The following is an 18,100-nucleotide window of genomic DNA, read 5'->3' as shown; positions in this document are numbered from 1 at the left end:
TGGGGTTAATCCTGTAAAGAATATAACAATCAGCGGATTATTATATAAACCACCAGCCAATGACTAACTGCGTTTATTCGTCGCTAAAAATACCTACATAAGTTGCTTGGGTATTCGATTTACTCGCACGATACATGCCTGAAGTATTAAACGGCAGACTAATATTGCCTTTTGTATCAATAATAATAACACCGCCGGTGCCCCCTATCGGTTTAAGCACCTCGTTTATTACTTCATTACCTGCTTGGTCTATGGTTTTACCTTGGTACTTTACTCGCGCACAAATATCACTTGCCACATTATAACGAATAAAATATTCGCCGTGCCCAGTTGCCGAAACCGCACATGAGGCATTTTCAGCAAAAGTACCTGCGCCAATAACCGGTGCATCGCCAATACGACCAAAACGTTTTGCGGTCATTCCGCCAGTTGACGTGCCCGCTGCTAAATTCCCTTGTTTATCCAGTGCCACCGCTCCGACCGTGCCCACTTTATAATTTACTGGTAACGCTTTATGCGCTGCCTGATAATCTTTACTGGTATTTTTGCTCGCCTCGAGTTTCTTTTTGGCTTTTAATAAAGCCTCATAACGATGCTCAGTATCAAATATATTGTTCTCTACTAGGCTAATGCCTTGCTCTTTGGCAAACTCTTCTGCACCTTGACCACTTAACATCACATGCACTGATTTTTCCATTACTAACCGGGCAAGTTTAATTGGACTTTCGATATGTTTAATACCTGACACAGCGCCTGCTTGACGATTGCGACCATCCATTATAGAGGCATCTAATTCGTGACTACCCTCATAGGTATATACCGCACCACGCCCAGCATTAAAATAAGGCGATTGTTCAAGTACTTCAATGGCAGTAGTCACTGCATCAAGGCTTTCTCCGCCTTGTTCAAGTACCTTATATCCGGCCTCAACAGCTTCTGCTAATTTATTGCGATAAGCTTGCTCTTGATCTGCCGTAAATTTACTTTTTTCAATCGTGCCTGCACCGCCATGAATCGCAATGGCAAACGGCGTATTTGTGTTTTCACTCAATGCCTGCGTGCTCAACCCCATTAAACTTGTTGCAATGAGCCCTAATAATAGTGATTTTTTCATTGTGTGTTCTTTTATAAATACAGGATTAAAACCAATGTGAATGGTTATGAAGCGTTTTTCAAGTGAACTGAGTTTAATGGCACAAAAAAAGCGCCCTAAGGCGCTTTTTTAATTTCGTTTAAAGTTACGCTTGTTGCGCTTTTAAACGTGCTAAACGTGCTACTTGGTGTGTAGACGTTAAGAAAGAATAGATTGGTGCTAAATAACCGCGCTTACGAAGCTCAAGAAAGTCTGCATCGCTTAGCTCATTTAGTTTCTTCTCATCGATAAGGTAAATACCGTTGATGTCTTTTTTCTCACCTTTAATATCAACTGTTAGCGTTTGTGCTACCAGTAGTTCTTTATCAGCAAGGAATTTAGTGAAAGCATCAGTTACTTGAGAAAACTCAATGAACGATACTAACGCTTCTTTACGACGCTTAAGGTAATCAGTTTCTTCACCGTTTTCGAATAATGCATTACCCTCTTCTTCACCAACTAATGAGCTCGCTTCGTCAATTACGATACCAAATTGATCTTGCTCTGGGTGCTTTACTAAACCTAATGGGTAACGCGTTGTTGCCATAGGCGCAAATGATGCTGTCCATTTGTCGCCATCAATAAATAAATTTTCGCCTGGCTCTAGGCCAAACATTGCAACCGCTTGAAAAGTACCTGTTTCGTTATTTTTAACAAAAGACATTGGGAATTCATTGGCGATACGCGCAAACTCATGTGCAACCACTGGCACTAAGTGTTGAGTTTTCATAAATTCGATGTTGATGCCATTTTTAATTTTAGTGTTGGCATGTTTTTCGTTGTGTAAAGGCTGTACTTGTTGCTCCGCCATGTTACTGCTCCGTTATTTATTAATTTGATTTATTACTGTTAGTGGCCTAAGGCTAATGGTTTTGGTGACAAAAAGGAAGTGAAAATTTTGTGTCATTTTGTACGTTAATAATTAACAAAAACATTATCGCTTATTATTTCAACAAATAACCAATAAACGCCACTGAAGAAGAAATTCGTAAACACAATTAGCTCAAAAAGCGCTCTTTGACAACGCTGTCTTCGGTGGTATATTAATTTTGTGCCTAAATAAAAAGTTCTCAATTAAATAAGCCCATCAAAAATAGACATTAAATAATGAAAAATTTAACTGTAAACCCAAACTTAATAATTAAAAAGTTGATGATCCCAGGCACTAAACTATCAGCCTTCGTTGTAGATGATTTTCTTTTAGATACCAATAGTGTAATGAATTTTGCCCATAACATAGCCTATTTTAATCCTATGTTTTCAGACAATTCTTTCTATCCTGGCATTCGCGACAATATGCCACAACCCTACCTAAGGGTTTTACATGCGTTTTTTCAAAATGAAATACTGCCTAAAATAGACAATAAAAATTATCAAGAGTCTATTCTTCATAAAAGTTTACTTTCATTAGTTTCATGCAAACCTGCAAATTTAATTGTTGACCAAAAAGTACCGCATATTGATTCATGTGATGAAAGAGATTACGCATTTGTACATTACTTATCGCCAGAGGAGCTTGGTGGAACAAGTATTTATAAGTATATACCTAAAAACATTATTGAATTTAAACAACAACATAAGCCACTGCTCGCAGATATAGTTAATGAGGTTAAAAAAGCCCCTGATGAACATCAAGGCTATTTATCTGGCAGCACCAGTTTATTTGAGCAGGTCTTTAAAGTTGATGCTAAATTTAACCGCCTTGTTATTTACCAAGGCAACTTATTGCACAGTGCAAATATTTATTCTGAACAGAGCTGCCTAGCCGATGCTAAAAAAGGCCGTCTTTCGATAGCCTCTTTTGCAAGTGTGAGATGAGCTGTTTGAATATACCGCTTACGCCTTTCGCAAAATATTAGATTGTCTGCAGGCCATATTGTTTAATTTTATCTAAAAGCGCTCTGTGATTGGGTAGCTTATTAAGTAAGTATTGATCAATCTCAGCTCGTTGTTGTAAACGCACTAGACAATGTTCATGCTCTGCTTTTGAACAAGGCGATGCCTTAGTGTTGTAATTCATTCCATAGAGTACAAATAAAAAGTTCTCTAAGTAAAATACTTCAAACTGGCTGAAAAAGTCATCTCTAACTGGAATGAACTCTTCCCACAAACTAAGCTTTTCTTTTAATGACTCAGAGGTAGTCTCATCATTTTTATTGGCTACCCAAAAAGCTGAATCTGTTCTATCTGAAATACAATAATGTAATTTAATAAAATCAATAGCACGCTCCCATGCATACCCCATAGCGTGATTAAAACGCGTTTCTAACTGTTCAAGCTGCTTTGTTGATGATGGAAAACGTAGGGTTAAAAACTTCGCTGAAAAGTCAGTTAATAAAATGGAGGTTGCCTCTAATGGCTCTAAAAATCCTTGCGCTAAGCCAAGTGCGACACAGTTTTTATGCCAAAACTTTTTACGATAACCAACTCTCATGGGGATTTTTCGATAGCTAAGGTCTTGCTTACTTGCCCCTAGATAACGGTCCAGTTTTTCATGTGCTTGTTCGTCGGTCATGTGGTTATTCGAATAAACAAAACCCACTCCCCGCCTATTTGTAAGCGCAATGTCCCAAATCCAGCCAGCTTGATGAGCGGTAGCAAGTGTATAAGGCGGAATATCATCGTCTTCTTTTGTAGGTACTTGCACAACTAAGGCGCTATTTATCAGTAAGCTATCAGACACATCAACGAAAGGGACTTTTAAAGCTTTATCTATCAGTAAAGATTCAAACCCCGAACAATCAATATAAAAGTCAAATTCAAGTTCACCTTCGCTGTCAGTCACTAACGCTGCTATTGTGCCATCATTAGCAAGCTTTACTTGAGTTACATTGGTATGTACGTGAGACACCGAAAACTTATCTTTTGCATTACACGCTAGCAGTTGCGCAAATTTCCCTGCATTAAAATGATACGCATAAGCCAACTCGCCCTCATATTGGGCATTAGTGATATTTTTAGGGGCTAAACCAGCCTCACAAATAGCGTGCTGAGAAGATAGGAACTGCGCATGACTTTTTGTTGTTTGCTTATCGTTTAACCAATATTGAGTTAAGTGTTTGGTATCGTAGGGACTTGGTACATCAAATAAATGATGAAAAAAATTACCTTCTCCATGCTTTTTTTTATCCATCCAGTTGACGAACTTTATCGACTGCTTAAACGTTGCATCGCATTGGCGAATAAATTCATCTTCACGAATACCAAAAGTTTTTAGCGTGTTTCTAATGTCAGGTACTGTACCTTCACCTACTCCAATTGGCGGTATATCGGGTGACTCAATTAAAGTCACAGAAACACCTTTGCGTTTTAGTAGCTCTTTGCCAATATGGTTTGCAGCTAGCCAACCAGCTGTTCCACCACCTAAAATTGCCACTTTTTTTATATCCATAAATCACCAATGATGTTTAATCACATAAAAAAGCCCAGCAATGCTGGGCCTAGATTACTTTTTTAACTCAGCATATTAGAAACGCATTGTCACACCAAGTTTATAACGTGCTTCACCTTCAAAGCTCCATACAGGGAAGTCATTCAGTAGATCAGGGTTTGATAATGATGTTGATGCATCATTATTACCAAGCTGAATACTGTCTTCCTCTGTTAGGTTAATACCCTCGAAAGTAACATCTAAGTAGTCAGTTACAGAGTACGTTGCACTGAAATCTAGCTGTCCGTAAGCTTGATGTTCACGGTTACCATACCAACCAGGTGCTTCACGAATAATAAACTCTGAGCGCCAGTTATATGCTAAACGCGCAGAGAAATCATCATTTTCATAAAAACCAACCACGTTATAGCTATTTTTCGATGAGTCAGAGAATACGCCTACACGATCTGGGTAATTTTCTGCTGGCGCTTCTGCATCTGAATAGGTGTAGTTAAATGAATAACCAAAGCCGTTATCAAACGAATCTTGAATTTGGAACTCAATACCTTCAATTGAACCACCTGTGCCGTTGGTAGAAGAGCTCACAGTCCAACAGTCATATTGCTGCGCGCCACATGGTGGTTCGCCTGCATCTGGGTTAGTTGTATAAACTGGGATATCAATACCAATTTGTTGATTGGTTTGTTGTTGTGTAGAGATAAACGAACTAACTTCTTTAGTAAAGTAAGTGACGCTTAACATCGCATCGTCATCAAAATACCATTCAACACCAATGTCAGCTTGGAATGCTTTAAACGGGCTTAAACCAACGTTACCAGTATTTAAAACTTCGTTTAAAGGGCGATTATCCGTATAGCCAGCTAGGTTACGCGTTGCAAATAAGTCAGCGTAATTAGGACGAGAAATAACTTGTGCTGCCGAGGTACGTAAAATTACGTTATCAGCTAAGTCCATAACGACGTTTAAGCTTGGCAAGAATTCACTGTAATCTGCTTTATCTGTAGATAAGGTAGAATCGTAAACACCTTCATCGCTTAAGTCATAGTAATCTGAAGAAATATCAGTTGAGATGTAACGCACACCTAAATTACCGCGAATGCCACCTGCGTCAAAATCAGCCATCGCATAGATTGCTAAATTTTCTTCTTCAATGGTGCCATAGCCTTGTGGACGTGCAGTATAACCTTCAGTCATTGCTAATGAATCAGCAATCATTAGATCCATATCAGGTTCAGGTATAACAAAACCACCGCCGGCAGTCACTGTACCAGGGTAGTATGCTGTTGCATTTCGCTTTGGCACTAAATCTGGGTTTACAATAGCAGCATTGCTATCTTGGACAACTTTATGATCGGCGTATCTTAAACCAGTTTTAATTGCAGTAACCACGCCCAGATCAAGTGGAATTTCGAAGTCTAAGTTTAAGTAGCTTTCTTCATCTGAATCAGGGTTATATTCAGGCGCCCATGTTTGCGGACTGATGGTATCAGGTAAAATGCTCGCATCGTAAGATTGGTTTGCTAAATTAAATTTAGTCACATCACCAGTCATATCCATAGAGCCATTTAGATCACTATTGTTATTAGTAAACATACCATAGTTTGCAGTTGTTACGTCACTGTCAGCACTGGTTTTACCTACGCGACCTTTAAATGTGAATGACTCTGCATCATATTGCCAGTCAAAATCAACCGTATCAGACTTCATGCTTGCTTTACGCGCCCATGTTTGGAAAAAAGCAGTGCCATTTCCGTCAATTGTGCGAGAGACACAATTACCTGAAGCATTAGTTTGCTCACATGAGCCGTCGCCTGGGAAGATAATTATTTGCGAGTTAGCATTATTTGCATCTAGCTCTAAGCTGGTGTAAGTCAGGCCTAATACAAGCGAATCTGATGGCTGATATTGCATGGCAACATTATAAGCTGTACGTTCACGTGCTTGTTGGAATGTTGTTGGTGCCATACCGCCACTCCAACCACCTGATGATTCAATACCGTTACGTTGGTAATCTACTTCTGATAATGAACCCGCCGCTAAGATACCAAATGTTTCATTATTATTTTTCCAGCTGTATAAGCCAGAAAGTTCAGGATCTGTCTCTTCAGAAACTGTACCATAATCAGCTTTTACACTTGCAAATACAGTGTTTGCATCTAAATCTAGAGGTTTACGTGTTTTAACAATAACGGTACCACCAATACCACCTTCAACTAGATTAGCCTGTGACGACTTATAAACTTCTAAGCCGCCGACTAATTCTGAAGGTAATAATGAGTAGTTAAAACTGCGGTCTACGGCTTGTTGGTCAAACCAACTTGTTGACGCAACTGTATGACCATCAAGCAATGTGCGTGTAAGTTGTGCTGAAGCACCACGTATCGATACTTGCTGACCCTGTCCAAATTGACGAGATACACTTACACCAGAAATACGACCAAGAGATTCACCTACATCGCCATCAGGAAACTTACCAACATCTTCCGCTGTTACAACATCAACAACAGCATTAGAAAAACGTTTTCCGTTTAAGTTTTCTTTATTTGAAGCGCGTATACCGCGTACTTCAATGACTTCAACATCATCTTGAACTTTAACTTCATCGGCTGCAAATGCAGCACCAGTAAAGCCAGCTCCCACAACTAAGCCGATATTTACTGCTAATAAGCTTTTTTTAAAATTTTTAGCTAACACAGGATTCCCCTCGAATCATTTTATTGGTTTTGTTTATCATTTTGCCTAACCGCCATGACAGCGCTGTCATAGTAGTAACAAACCATACATGCTAAATTACATTTTTGCTACATTTTTCCGCGCTTTTTGTATGAAATTTAACTTAATTATTATTAAGCCATTGATTTTAAATTGATTAATTATTTCATAAAAAAGCAGAGTTCGCCCAAGAATTACTCTCTATACTAGGTATTTAAATAATGACGTGTTTATACTTCATGTATTTAAAATAAGAGAGATTGCGAATAGCAGATGAGATTGATGGCTTATATAACTCCGCGCCGAACCAAAATTAACCTACTGTTTTTATTGATAAATATAAGTTTAGTTAGTGACTTTTAAAAATATAAGAGCATTAAAAAGGTACTTAGCTTAAGGGAAATATTTAAACTTCAAATGTTTACAGCACTTTGTTATTAATAGATTAATGACAAAAACATGTCGCAATAAAAAAGGCCAGTAGCAAAAGCAACTGACCTTTCATTAAACCATCAATACAACATGGTTTTAAAGCACCTAGTTTAGACTAAATTAAGGTGCCCAATACACTTCAATGTTGATCTCAGGTTGATTTAGAACTGCACGTAACGGCATATCATTAACATTACCACCCGCTAACGCTTGCTTATACACAGCCAGCTTTTCATCGCCACTAATAAGTAATTTAACTACTTTAGACTGTGAAATTGCATTTAGCGTTAAGCTCATTCGTTCGGTAATACTACCTGTTACATCACTCTCAATTGCGTTAATGGCACACACAAGTTGGTTTGAATCTAATCCGTTTTCCAACCCTTGAGCATGTGGAAATAACGAAGCAGTATGTCCATCTGGACCCATACCTAAAATAGTGACATCAAACGGGCGTTTTAATGCTTGAAACTGCACCTCACATTCATCAACACCTTGCTCTGCAGTGGCTGCTGCATTTTTCATACTAATAAAATTAGCCGCTGCCCCATGGTTTTGTAGCAAAGTACGCTTAATGAATGCTTCATTACTTTTTTCGTGACTTACCTCAACCCAGCGTTCGTCAACCATAGCAACATCAACATTAGCCCAGTTTAAATCAAGGGTAGATAAATGTTTATAAGCCGGCTCAGGTGAAGACCCCCCTGAAACCATTAATACTGCACGGCCATCAGCCTCAATACCATTACGTAATGCTTGTTCTAATGACTGAGATAATTCCTCAGTTAAAGCGGCTTTATCATCAAAAAACTTCTCTACTATCGTTGCCATTATTTATGCCTTATCACCGGTGTTAAACCAAACATGATTATTCTCTGCTAATAATTCATCGGCGTCTTCAGGCCCCCAACTACCCGCTCGGTACAATGAAGGTTTACCCTTTTCTTGCCAACGTTCAATTATTGGATCAATCCACTTCCACGCTTGGCGTACTTCGTCGCGGTGAATGAATAATGAAGGATTATTAGCCGCTGCATCAAGCATTAAACGCTTGTAAGCATCTGAATGGAAACCATTACTATACGCTTGTGACAATTCAATATTCATCGTTACAGGTTCAAGTTGCATATCTAAGTTATCAAGACGCTTTGACATTAGCGTTAATTGAATACTCTCTTGAGGCTGTAAACGAATAACCAAACGATTTGGTTCAATATTGCCTACGCTGTCTTCATACACGTTATGCGATACTTTTTTATATTCAACCACAATTTCAGCGCAGCGCTTCGCCATTCGTTTACCGGTGCGCAGATAAAAAGGCACGCCTGCCCAGCGCCAGTTATCAATATGCGCACGAATAGCCACGAAAGTTTCGGTTTTACTCGCTCCCTCGTTTAGCTCTTCAAGGTAACCTGGAACTATTTTACCGTTTAAATCACCGGGTACGTACTGACCACGAATAATATGATTATCTACATCTGTACCCTCAAGTGGACGTAAAGCTTCTAATACTTTTAATTTTTCGTTACGGATGCTGTTAGCATTTAACTTATGTGGTGACTCCATAGCCACTAGACAAAGTAGTTGTAACAAGTGGTTTTGCACCATGTCACGTAAAGCACCGGCTTTGTCATAAAAACCTGCACGGCTTTCAAGTCCTACTGTTTCTGACAAGCTAATTTGAATATTATCAATCGATTTAGCATCCCACATGTTCTCAAATAATGAATTTGAAAAACGCAGTGCCATTAAGTTTTGCACCGTTTCTTTACCTAAATAGTGGTCAATACGGAAAATTTGTTCTTCGTTAAAGTACTGTGCAATTTTCGCATTAATTACTTCTGCTGACTCACCGCAGTAACCAATTGGTTTTTCTACTACAACACGCGAGTTGGCAGTAATTAGTTTTTTCGTTGATAATATTTCACAACAGGTGCCATAAACAGCAGGTGGGAGAGATAAGTAAAATACTCGTGATTTATCGTTGTCATCTTCATCTAGAATTTTTTTCAGTACATCCCAGTTATCATCCGCTTCGGTGACATTGCTCACTACGGGTACTAAAAAGTCTGAGAACGATTTCCAATCTTTTGCGTTATATTCGCCTTCGCTTAAAAATTCTTGTAACGCTTTGTGTGCTGTATCGATGTATTCATCGCATTTACTTTGTTCGCGCACGGTAGGCAAAATACGTGAGCCTTGCGGTAAGTTACCTTCTTGATATGCTCGATACATTGCAGGAAGTAATTTGCGTAACGCAAGATCACCACCGCCCCCAAAAATTATAATATCAAAAGGATTAAGCATAGTTACTCTCTACGTTTATGCTACCTGCCACTACCGTATTGGTAATCAGTTATAGCGGTTTATTATCTGGATAATGTAGGCCTCAGCACAAAGCCTACTAATTGTTGTTCGTTATATGCGCCATAAAAAATGGGTCTAGGGACACTGTAATTCCTCTCACAAAAATACAGGCCCTAGGACTCCAGCGCTACCCGTTCAAAGGTATTTGGTTACTTATTGTGTAATAAGTGAATATGTTACTGCGTACGGTATTGTTTGTAGTACGCCATTAAGCCTTGTGTTGAGCTGTCGTGCTCATTAACCACGTTATCATCGGTTAATTCAGCTTCAATTTTAGATGCTAAGCCTTTACCAAGTTCTACGCCCCACTGATCAAATGAGCATATTTGTAAAATAATACCGTGACAAAAAATCTTGTGCTCATACAGTGCAATTAATCGACCGACCGCTTTTGCATCAATCGTGTCTAATAATATAGACGTTGTTGGGCGGTTTCCTTGGTGAATTTTATGCTTTAGCAGCATTTCAATTTGTGCAGGCGTTTTCCCTTTGGCTGTTAAATCAGCCGTTACCTGCTGTGCATCGACCCCGTTCATTAGTGCTTCGGTTTGTGCAAAAAAGTTCGATAATAAAATATCGTGATGCTTATCTACGTTAACCTGAGGCTTTACAGAGCCAATAAAGTCAGCGGGAACAATTACATTACCTTGGTGCAGGCATTGATAAAACGCATGCTGACCGTTTATCCCTGTCATACCCCAAATGATTGGCACGGTAGTGTATGGCACTGTCTGTCCATCAAAGGTTACATGTTTACCATTACTTTCCATTTCACCTTGTTGCAAATATGCTGGCAACATATGCAGGGCTTGGTCGTATGGCAAAATAGCTTGCGAATCAAACTCTAAAAAGCTGGTATTCCAAACACTGAGTAGCGCCATAATTAAAGGAATATTCTGTTCTAGCGGCGCCGATTTAAAGTGCTCATCAACTTCAAACGCTCCCTCTAAAATGGCCTCAAATGCTTCAAACCCAGCATAAAGTGCAATAGGTAAACCAATGGCACTCCAAAGTGAAAAACGACCGCCAACCCAATCCCACATTGTAAATACGTTTTCGTCACTAATACCAAATGCAGCAGTTTTTTCTAAATTAGTGCTTACTGCAACAAAATGCTTTGCTATAGCGCTATCATCTTTTGCACTGTCTAAAAACCAATCAACCGCTGTTTTTGAGTTAGTCATGGTTTCTGAGGTAGTAAATGTCTTTGACGAAATTACAAATAACGTGGTTTCAGGATCTACTTTATCTAATACTGACGCAATTTGTACGCCATCTGCGTTTGAAACATAGTGAACGTTTAATGGCTTATCAACCACTGCTTTAAGTGCTTCAGTTGCCGTTTGCGGCCCTAAGTTTGAACCACCAACACCAATGCTAACCACATCTTTTACCGCTTTTCCGGTATAACCTAGCCATTGACCACTTCGCACTTTTTCAACAAAGGTCTTAATTTTGGCAAGTTCGCTATCGACCGCTTCTGTAATATTTTCGCCGTCAACAATAAGCGGTGTATGAGCGCGATTTCTAAGCGCAGTATGTAAAACCGCACGGTCTTCGGTGATATTAATTTTTTCACCGGTAAACATTTTCTCACGCCATGCTTCAATATCGCATTCTTTCGCTAATGAAATTAATTGACCAAATACGTTTTCATCTATGCGTTGTTTTGAGTAATCAAACAACACACCTGGAATTTGAGTAGAGAATTGAGAAAAACGAGAATCGTCTTGTGCAAATAAAGTTTTCAGATGTGTTTGTGTCATCTTTTGTGCACTATTTTCTAGTGCTTGCCAACTTACTAACTCAGAACGGCTCGCCATGTAAACATCCCCTAATTAATTAATCTATTGATTTTAAGCATTTTATTTTATTTTTTACGACACTGAACAAGCGATTTTTGTAAAAAGCAAAGCCCAACATTATAGCTTAAATGGTCTAAATTGCGTTATTTTTATAAGCTTTGATGCAGATAATAGCGCAATTTTTTGCTTTTGACACCGGTATCATAAAATTAAAAATTGAATTTAACAACTGTTCACCCCCTCTGCACAATGAACATTTTATTAATCTTCGATTAAAGCAGGCAAAAAAAAGACCGACACATGTCGGCCTTTTTCTTTTATTAAACTATTAGCTGGTCCATGCTAAACCACCCGATAAGTTAAAAACGCGGTTATAACCAAGTTCAATTAAGTTTGCCGCCGCAATTTTTGAACGATTTCCACTGCGACACACCAATATGTATTGATTGTTTTTATCTAGTTGCCCTTGGGTTAGTGCATAGGCCATTCGGCTTAGAGGAATATTTAAAGTTTTAGCCTCAGGCACATTAAGCAATCCACTGATATTGTTAGCGCCATGCTCATAAGGCTCTCGGGTATCAATTAAATATACACTGCTATGTGAGAGCATTTCCTTCGCTTGATTAAAACTAAGCTGCGAAGTTTCGACTTTAGGCTTTGCATTAACATAACCACAAAGCGAATTTGCTAATGTGTGTTGTTGTGAGTCTGCTTGTTGTTTTTGCATGGCAAATTCAGTATGGCTGATATCACCTTCAATAAGCGCTTTTAATAAAGGTGTTTGCTGCTGTTGCACAGCCCAATTCATGGCAAAACACTGTTGATAATCATGCCCAGAGCACACCACACTTTGCGGATTAAGCTCTGTTGCTAACTTAGTCAAAGAGTCTGCCATCTGCATCGCATCTCCCCCATCAAGTACTGTATTACCAAGCCCCGCAGGTAAAATTAAATCACCACAAAAACAGTACTGTACATCGCCGTTATTAGCCTTTAATAAATAACTCACGCTATCTTGGCTGTGTCCAGGCGTCGCTAGCTTTTCAAGTACTTGTTCGGTTAGTTGCAATTGTTCACAATTAACAGGCCAGCCTAATTGATCAACTTCACCAGCAACTAAATTTGTTTTAAGTGCGCTACGCATTAAATCAAGAGCACAGTGACGATCTTGGTGCTCATGCGTGTTTAAAATAGCAGTAATAGTTAAATTTTGTGTATTCACTATTTTTTCAAATCGAGGGATCAACTCAATGATCGGGTCAATAATAATTGCCCGTTGATCATCAGCTACATACAACCAACTGCAAGCACCTTGGTGTCTAAATTGGGTAAGCCCCAAGGCACATACTTCTTGTGCTACTAAGCTACTATCAGAAATAACCAAACAATTTGCTTGTAACACTGTTTTAAGTGCGCGAATTTGTTCACATGCATAATCTATTTGCGCCATAGTGGCGGCAGGTCCAAACGATAAACGAATCGCGTTTTCACTTTGCCACTGTGACACTCCCATCGCATCAAGCACAAAACTTTGGGTTGCGCCCGTGCTACAGGCTGAGCCACCGCTGACTCTAATACCTGCAGCGTCAAATAAATCAATAACTTCTTTACTGGTTAAATCATTAACTGCAAAGTTTAGTGTTGTGGGCACTGAGCAGGCAAAATCATGATTAAAGGTAATACTTCCAAAGGTGTCAACTAAAGCGCTATGCAGTTTATCGCGATACAAATTAAGTACATCAGCTGATTTAAAAGTATCGTCTTGCTTATCAAGCAGCAAACTAAACAGCTTATTAAGCCCAGCAATACCGGGCAGGTTTTCTGTACCTGAACGCATGCCACTTTCTTGGCCTCCACCAGCTATAAACGGCGTGTATGGGCTTCCTTTACGAATATACAATAAGCCGATGCCTTTAGGTGCATAGAGCTTATGTCCTGAAAATGGCGCATAATCAATAGTGGTTTTGCTTAGGTTGAGTTGTTGTTTACCCAGTGCCTGCACACAGTCAACCATCCAAGTCACATCGTTATTACGACTGCGGATCACCTTCTCTATAGCACTTAAATCTTGGTATACACCGGTTTCATTATTAACAGCCATAGTACAAATCATCAGGGCGTTATCAATATGCTGAGCAATAAAGTCTAAATCTAAAATACCGTCTCGGTTAACCGGAATAGCAATAATTTCAGCATTAATTTCAAGCACGGCATTCCAATGTTTTAATGTATTAGGCACCGCTTTATGTTCAGTTGCTCCGTACAGTAAAACCGGTTTAGATTTTGCGTGCTGTTTGGCATTAATTAAGGTTGATACGATAGCAGTTTGAATACCTTCGGTCGCACCTGAGGTAAATAATATATCGCCCTGCTGCGCACCAATCACGCTGCGCGCTTTTTGCCTCGTTTGTTCTAATAAGTGTTTGGCTTGAATACCGGTTATATGGGGACTTGAGGGATTACCAAAACAAATTTGCAACGCATGGCACACCACCTCTGCAATACATGGCAATACAGGTGTGGTCGCATTTGCATCAAGATAAACTTGGTTGTTGGGTTCATCTGGCAATAAAAACTCTGACATTAAAAACGCACCTTATTACTAAAAAATATATCTTATTCCTAATAGTACATAGTTTTAAAAGGAATGAATAATAATCTTTAGTAATTAAAGTGCGTTTACTATACTTTTTAGTTACCGAGCTCTTCTGCGAGTTCTTCATGTGTGGATGACCACGCCTTAATAAGCGCTTTTACTAATGATGCTAATGGAATAGCAAAAAACACCCCCCAAAAGCCCCACAGCCCACCAAAAAATAGTACGGCAACAATAATAAACACCGGATTTAAATCAACCGCTTCAGAGAACAATAAAGGGACTAACACATTGCCATCAAGCGCTTGAATAATGCCGTAAATAATTAAAATGGTCCAAAACTGGGTTTCTAAACCAAACTGAAACAGCGCCACCGCCGCCACAGGTATAGTCACCAGCGCAGCACCAACAAATGGAATGAGCACCGAAAAGCCAACTAACACACCTAACAGCGCCGCATAACGTAAATCCAATACCGTAAAGGCAATAAAAGACACCGAGCCAATAATTAAAATTTCGAATACTTTACCCCGAATATAATTCATTATTTGCTGATTCATTTCATGCCACACTTGCAAAATTAAGCGTCGTTGGCGCGGGATCAGTTTAGCAATGCTGGCACTGAGCTCTACTTTGTCTTTCAGCATAAAAAACACCAGTAGCGGTACTAAAATAAGATAAATTAACCACGCAACAGCATCTTTTAATGAATTGAGCGATGCCGACAGCACCACTTGGCCAAATTCAAGCACTTTGGTCTCTACCGTTACCACAATAGACTGTACTTGCTCTGCGCTAATTAGGCTGGGATATTTAGCTGGAAGGTCGAGTAAAAACGATTTACCTTGCTCAACCATATGCGGTGTTTCTTGCACTAAGTTACTACTTTGCTGCCAAAGCACCGGGCCAATAACTAATATTAAGGTGAGCATAATACCAATAAATATCAGCATGACTATGCTAGTGGCAGTAAAACGCTTTAAGCCAAATCGCTCCAAGTGAACTACAGGCCAATCTAACAAATAAGCAATGATCAGCGCCACTAACACAGGCACAATTAATGGGCCAAAAAAGTACAACATGGCAACCAGTGCCAATAATAAAAAAAGTAAAGTTACTGAATTAGGATCAGAAAACTTTTTTTCATACCATGCTTTTACATATTCAAACACGCAACGGCTCCACTAATAACAACGCTTGTTGTTTATTTAACTTGTAATAATACATTTTTTTTTGCAAATATCGTTCAATATCATCTGTATTTTGCTCGCTTGAGATATTAAAGGTAATTGCTTGTTTTAACGATATTGCCTCACGCAGCCCTAATTTAAACTGAATAAATTGCTGAGGGCATTTATAAGCGCGCAAATCTAGCTCTAGCATACTCGTTTCACTACCTGTTCACATTAATAATAAGTCCTATACCTGGGCTAACTAAGATTAACCGCAGTTAAATTTAACTTTTTCTTAAAACAACCTCTGCAATGGTTTATCCTTATAGCATAGTTAGCTAAAAGGATACGTTAATGCCTAATTCGCATAATAAAGCGCAATTGCCTAGCAATCCAACTCTCAAAGAAATTAATTGGTTTAAAAAACAAATTAATTGGGGGGAGCTGCCGCATTTTTATCATTTAGTAGCTTCGTCGGTAAGTGAATGTGAAAGTATTTTAGATCACGGCTTTGATAATGCCATTAAGCGTATCATCGATAAACGCAATTGGAATCTAGAGGCGCTGGGTATCGACCCAAACGAGCTTTTTGAGAAAGAAAGTAATAACAAGCCACGAATTTCGTTGCATCAAGTATTTACCGAGCGCGGTTTTGAACTACAAGCGTTCCCTTTTTCCCATGATACTACCATCGATAGATACGCTCGACATGATGAGTCAATGGAATTTATATTATGGGATCCATTGACCATGAAAACCGTTATTCGCATTAATCAATTACACAAATTTATTGGTTTTTACTTAGACCAAGGCGATGAAGCAGACAAGGCACTTATTTTACATTCACATAAAGTAGTTCATAAAATTATTGCTTTTTTACAAACTCAATTGAACATTGTTAAGGTTGATGGGGTCACAATAAAGTCGTTTTACCAACTATGTGAAAAGGACAGCCGTTTATACACCGATGATCCAACTAGTGCCTCTGATAAAAAATAAACAAGGAATATAATGCAGCTAAAATCAGCCTTTATCACTTTATGCAGTGCAGTGCTTACATTTAGCCTGCTAATGAGTGAGCCGTTAAAGGCACAAACCAACCTTCAACTGCCCGACTTAGGCACGTCTGCGCTGCAGGCTTTACCATTGGAGAAAGAAAAGGCAATTGGTGAAGTGATGATGATGCAGATCAGAGGTTCTTCGCCATTAATTAACGATCCGGTGCTTGATGAATACCTAACAACCTTAGGCCGAAAGTTGGTTGCGAACGCCAATGATGTACGCTTTGGCTTTTCTTTTTTTTGGTTAAATAACCCTGAAATTAATGCTTTTGCATTTTATGGCGGTCATGTAGGTGTGCATACAGGCTTAATTGCTCAAGCCGATAACGAAAGTCAATTTGCTTCAGTGCTTGGTCACGAAATTGCGCACGTAACACAACGCCACTTAGCAAGGCGTATTCAGCAACAACAAGACAATAGCGGTCTAACCATTGCCGGTATGATAGCCGGTATTTTAGCAGCCGTTGTAGCCCCAGATGCAGGTATGGCGATTATTTCAGCCAGCCAAACCCAGTCGGCATTTAGCCAACTCACCCATAGCCGCTCTGCGGAACAAGAAGCCGATAGAATTGGTATGCAAACCCTTAACAATGCGGGGTTTGACGCCCGAGCTTCCAGTGAATTTTTAACTAAGCTTGCAGCGCAAATTCGCTATAAATATAAACCCCCGGCATTTCTACTGACTCACCCGCTGCCAGAAAGCCGCGTGTCGGATGTACGTTTGCGCGCCGAGCAATATCCAAAACGCCAAGTAGGCTCTAGCCTGGATTTTAATTTAGCTAAAAGCCGTGTACTGGCACGTTACGATAACAAGCCAGAAATTGCAGAGGCCCTATTTAGAAAGTTAATGCGCGAAAATACTTATAACAACGTAGCGTTACAATATGGATTAGCTATCAGCTTAATCGATCAAAAGAAAACGGAGGAAGCGCAGCCTATCTTGGACGAGCTATTAGCTAGCGATCCTAAAAACTTATTTTATATTGATACAAAAACAGATTTACTCATTGCACAAAAAAAAGCAGCTAAAGCAGTTAGTTATTTAAGTGAATTAAATAACTATCGGCCAAACAACCAAGTGATCACTTTAAATTATGCAAATGCCGCGTTGGAAGCTGAGCAATATGAGTTAGCCGAAAATGTATTAAAATCGTTTTTATTGGAGAAGCCAGATCATAGTTTGGGTAAGCAGCTTTTGACCGACGCCTATAAAAAACAAGAAAAATTAGCCGCATATCACGAAGCTAACGCCGATGTGTTATCGCAATATGGCGCATATTTAAAAGCAGCTGACGAAATACAAAAAGCACTTAATTTTGTTGAGCCAAATGAAAATGTAAAACAACAACGTTTAAAAGCGTTACTCACACAATATCGGTTATTGCAAAAAGAGCTAGCAAGGCTTTAAGTCTTTAGTGAGTTCACCTAAAAT

Annotated in this window: 13 protein-coding genes; 3 read left to right on the top strand and 10 right to left on the bottom strand. The window is 39.2% G+C overall.

Annotated elements, in window-relative coordinates; all coding sequences use genetic code 11:
- Positions 1-73: 73 nt before the first annotated feature.
- Entirely contained in the window at positions 74-1,114 is a 1,041-nt protein-coding gene (locus tag PUND_RS08130) for an isoaspartyl peptidase/L-asparaginase family protein (RefSeq protein WP_010388498.1), read from the bottom strand.
- 124 nt (positions 1,115-1,238) lie between these two features.
- On the bottom strand, positions 1,239-1,943 hold the full coding sequence (locus PUND_RS08125; protein WP_010388497.1) for a SapC family protein: 705 nt from the start codon (positions 1,941-1,943) through the stop codon (positions 1,239-1,241).
- A 296-nt stretch (positions 1,944-2,239) separates the two neighbouring features.
- Here PUND_RS08125 and PUND_RS08120 point away from each other — a divergent pair, with 296 nt between their 5' ends.
- Complete coding sequence (locus PUND_RS08120; protein ID WP_010388496.1) at positions 2,240-2,950, top strand: DUF6445 family protein; 711 nt, start codon at positions 2,240-2,242, stop codon at positions 2,948-2,950.
- Between the two features lie 37 nt (positions 2,951-2,987).
- Here PUND_RS08120 and PUND_RS08115 read toward each other — a convergent pair whose 3' ends face one another.
- The 8 genes from PUND_RS08115 to PUND_RS08080 all read right to left on the bottom strand — a co-directional run bounded on the left by PUND_RS08115 (position 2,988) and on the right by PUND_RS08080 (position 15,818).
- Positions 2,988-4,523: a tryptophan halogenase family protein gene (locus tag PUND_RS08115; RefSeq protein ID WP_010388495.1), complete on the bottom strand. Its 1,536-nt coding sequence runs from the start codon at positions 4,521-4,523 to the stop codon at positions 2,988-2,990.
- 75 nt (positions 4,524-4,598) lie between these two features.
- Complete coding sequence (locus PUND_RS08110; RefSeq protein WP_010388494.1) at positions 4,599-7,217, bottom strand: TonB-dependent receptor; 2,619 nt, start codon at positions 7,215-7,217, stop codon at positions 4,599-4,601.
- Between the two features lie 570 nt (positions 7,218-7,787).
- Positions 7,788-8,498, bottom strand: a complete 711-nt coding sequence (pgl, locus tag PUND_RS08105; protein WP_010388493.1) for a 6-phosphogluconolactonase — start codon at positions 8,496-8,498, stop codon at positions 7,788-7,790.
- A 3-nt stretch (positions 8,499-8,501) separates the two neighbouring features.
- Positions 8,502-9,974, bottom strand: coding sequence for a glucose-6-phosphate dehydrogenase (zwf, locus tag PUND_RS08100; protein ID WP_008113010.1), 1,473 nt, complete (start codon positions 9,972-9,974; stop codon positions 8,502-8,504).
- Between the two features lie 236 nt (positions 9,975-10,210).
- Positions 10,211-11,857: a glucose-6-phosphate isomerase gene (gene pgi / locus PUND_RS08095; RefSeq protein ID WP_010388485.1), complete on the bottom strand. Its 1,647-nt coding sequence runs from the start codon at positions 11,855-11,857 to the stop codon at positions 10,211-10,213.
- Between the two features lie 310 nt (positions 11,858-12,167).
- On the bottom strand, positions 12,168-14,423 hold the full coding sequence (locus PUND_RS08090; RefSeq protein WP_010388483.1) for an aminotransferase class V-fold PLP-dependent enzyme: 2,256 nt from the start codon (positions 14,421-14,423) through the stop codon (positions 12,168-12,170).
- Positions 14,424-14,530: 107 nt separating this feature from the next.
- Positions 14,531-15,607 carry an AI-2E family transporter gene (locus tag PUND_RS08085; RefSeq protein WP_008113005.1) on the bottom strand — a complete coding sequence of 359 codons (1,077 nt, stop codon included), beginning with the start codon at positions 15,605-15,607 and terminating at the stop codon, positions 14,531-14,533.
- Entirely contained in the window at positions 15,600-15,818 is a 219-nt protein-coding gene (locus PUND_RS08080) for a hypothetical protein (protein WP_008113003.1), read from the bottom strand. Before PUND_RS08080 ends, PUND_RS08085 begins: the two co-directional genes overlap by 8 nt.
- A 143-nt stretch (positions 15,819-15,961) precedes the next feature.
- Here PUND_RS08080 and PUND_RS08075 point away from each other — a divergent pair, with 143 nt between their 5' ends.
- The gene (locus PUND_RS08075; RefSeq protein WP_008113002.1) at positions 15,962-16,606 is read left to right on the top strand and encodes a hypothetical protein; all 645 of its coding nucleotides are present in this window, start codon (positions 15,962-15,964) and stop codon (positions 16,604-16,606) included.
- Positions 16,607-16,618: 12 nt separating this feature from the next.
- Entirely contained in the window at positions 16,619-18,076 is a 1,458-nt protein-coding gene (bepA, locus tag PUND_RS08070; RefSeq protein ID WP_010388482.1) for a beta-barrel assembly-enhancing protease, read from the top strand.
- Positions 18,077-18,100 lie beyond the last annotated feature (24 nt).

This window comes from Pseudoalteromonas undina, assembly GCF_000238275.3.
GTDB classification, from domain to species: Bacteria; Pseudomonadota; Gammaproteobacteria; order Enterobacterales; family Alteromonadaceae; genus Pseudoalteromonas; species Pseudoalteromonas undina.
The sequence above is the reverse complement of the archived record's forward strand: the minus strand, read 5'-3'. Positions and strand labels throughout refer to the sequence as shown.

Excerpts from the sequence above, each read along its gene's own strand:
- pgl (WP_010388493.1), bottom strand. The coding sequence starts at position 8,498 with ATGGCAACGATAGTAGAGAAGTTTTTTGATGATAAAGCCGCTTTAACT.
- PUND_RS08080 (WP_008113003.1), bottom strand. The coding sequence starts at position 15,818 with ATGCTAGAGCTAGATTTGCGCGCTTATAAATGCCCTCAGCAATTTATT.
- PUND_RS08125 (WP_010388497.1), bottom strand. The coding sequence starts at position 1,943 with ATGGCGGAGCAACAAGTACAGCCTTTACACAACGAAAAACATGCCAAC.
- PUND_RS08075 (WP_008113002.1), top strand. The coding sequence starts at position 15,962 with ATGCCTAATTCGCATAATAAAGCGCAATTGCCTAGCAATCCAACTCTC.
- bepA (WP_010388482.1), top strand. The coding sequence starts at position 16,619 with ATGCAGCTAAAATCAGCCTTTATCACTTTATGCAGTGCAGTGCTTACA.
- PUND_RS08120 (WP_010388496.1), top strand. The coding sequence starts at position 2,240 with ATGAAAAATTTAACTGTAAACCCAAACTTAATAATTAAAAAGTTGATG.
- PUND_RS08115 (WP_010388495.1), bottom strand. The coding sequence starts at position 4,523 with ATGGATATAAAAAAAGTGGCAATTTTAGGTGGTGGAACAGCTGGTTGG.
- zwf (WP_008113010.1), bottom strand. The coding sequence starts at position 9,974 with ATGCTTAATCCTTTTGATATTATAATTTTTGGGGGCGGTGGTGATCTT.
- PUND_RS08130 (WP_010388498.1), bottom strand. The coding sequence starts at position 1,114 with ATGAAAAAATCACTATTATTAGGGCTCATTGCAACAAGTTTAATGGGG.
- PUND_RS08090 (WP_010388483.1), bottom strand. The coding sequence starts at position 14,423 with ATGTCAGAGTTTTTATTGCCAGATGAACCCAACAACCAAGTTTATCTT.
- pgi (WP_010388485.1), bottom strand. The coding sequence starts at position 11,857 with ATGGCGAGCCGTTCTGAGTTAGTAAGTTGGCAAGCACTAGAAAATAGT.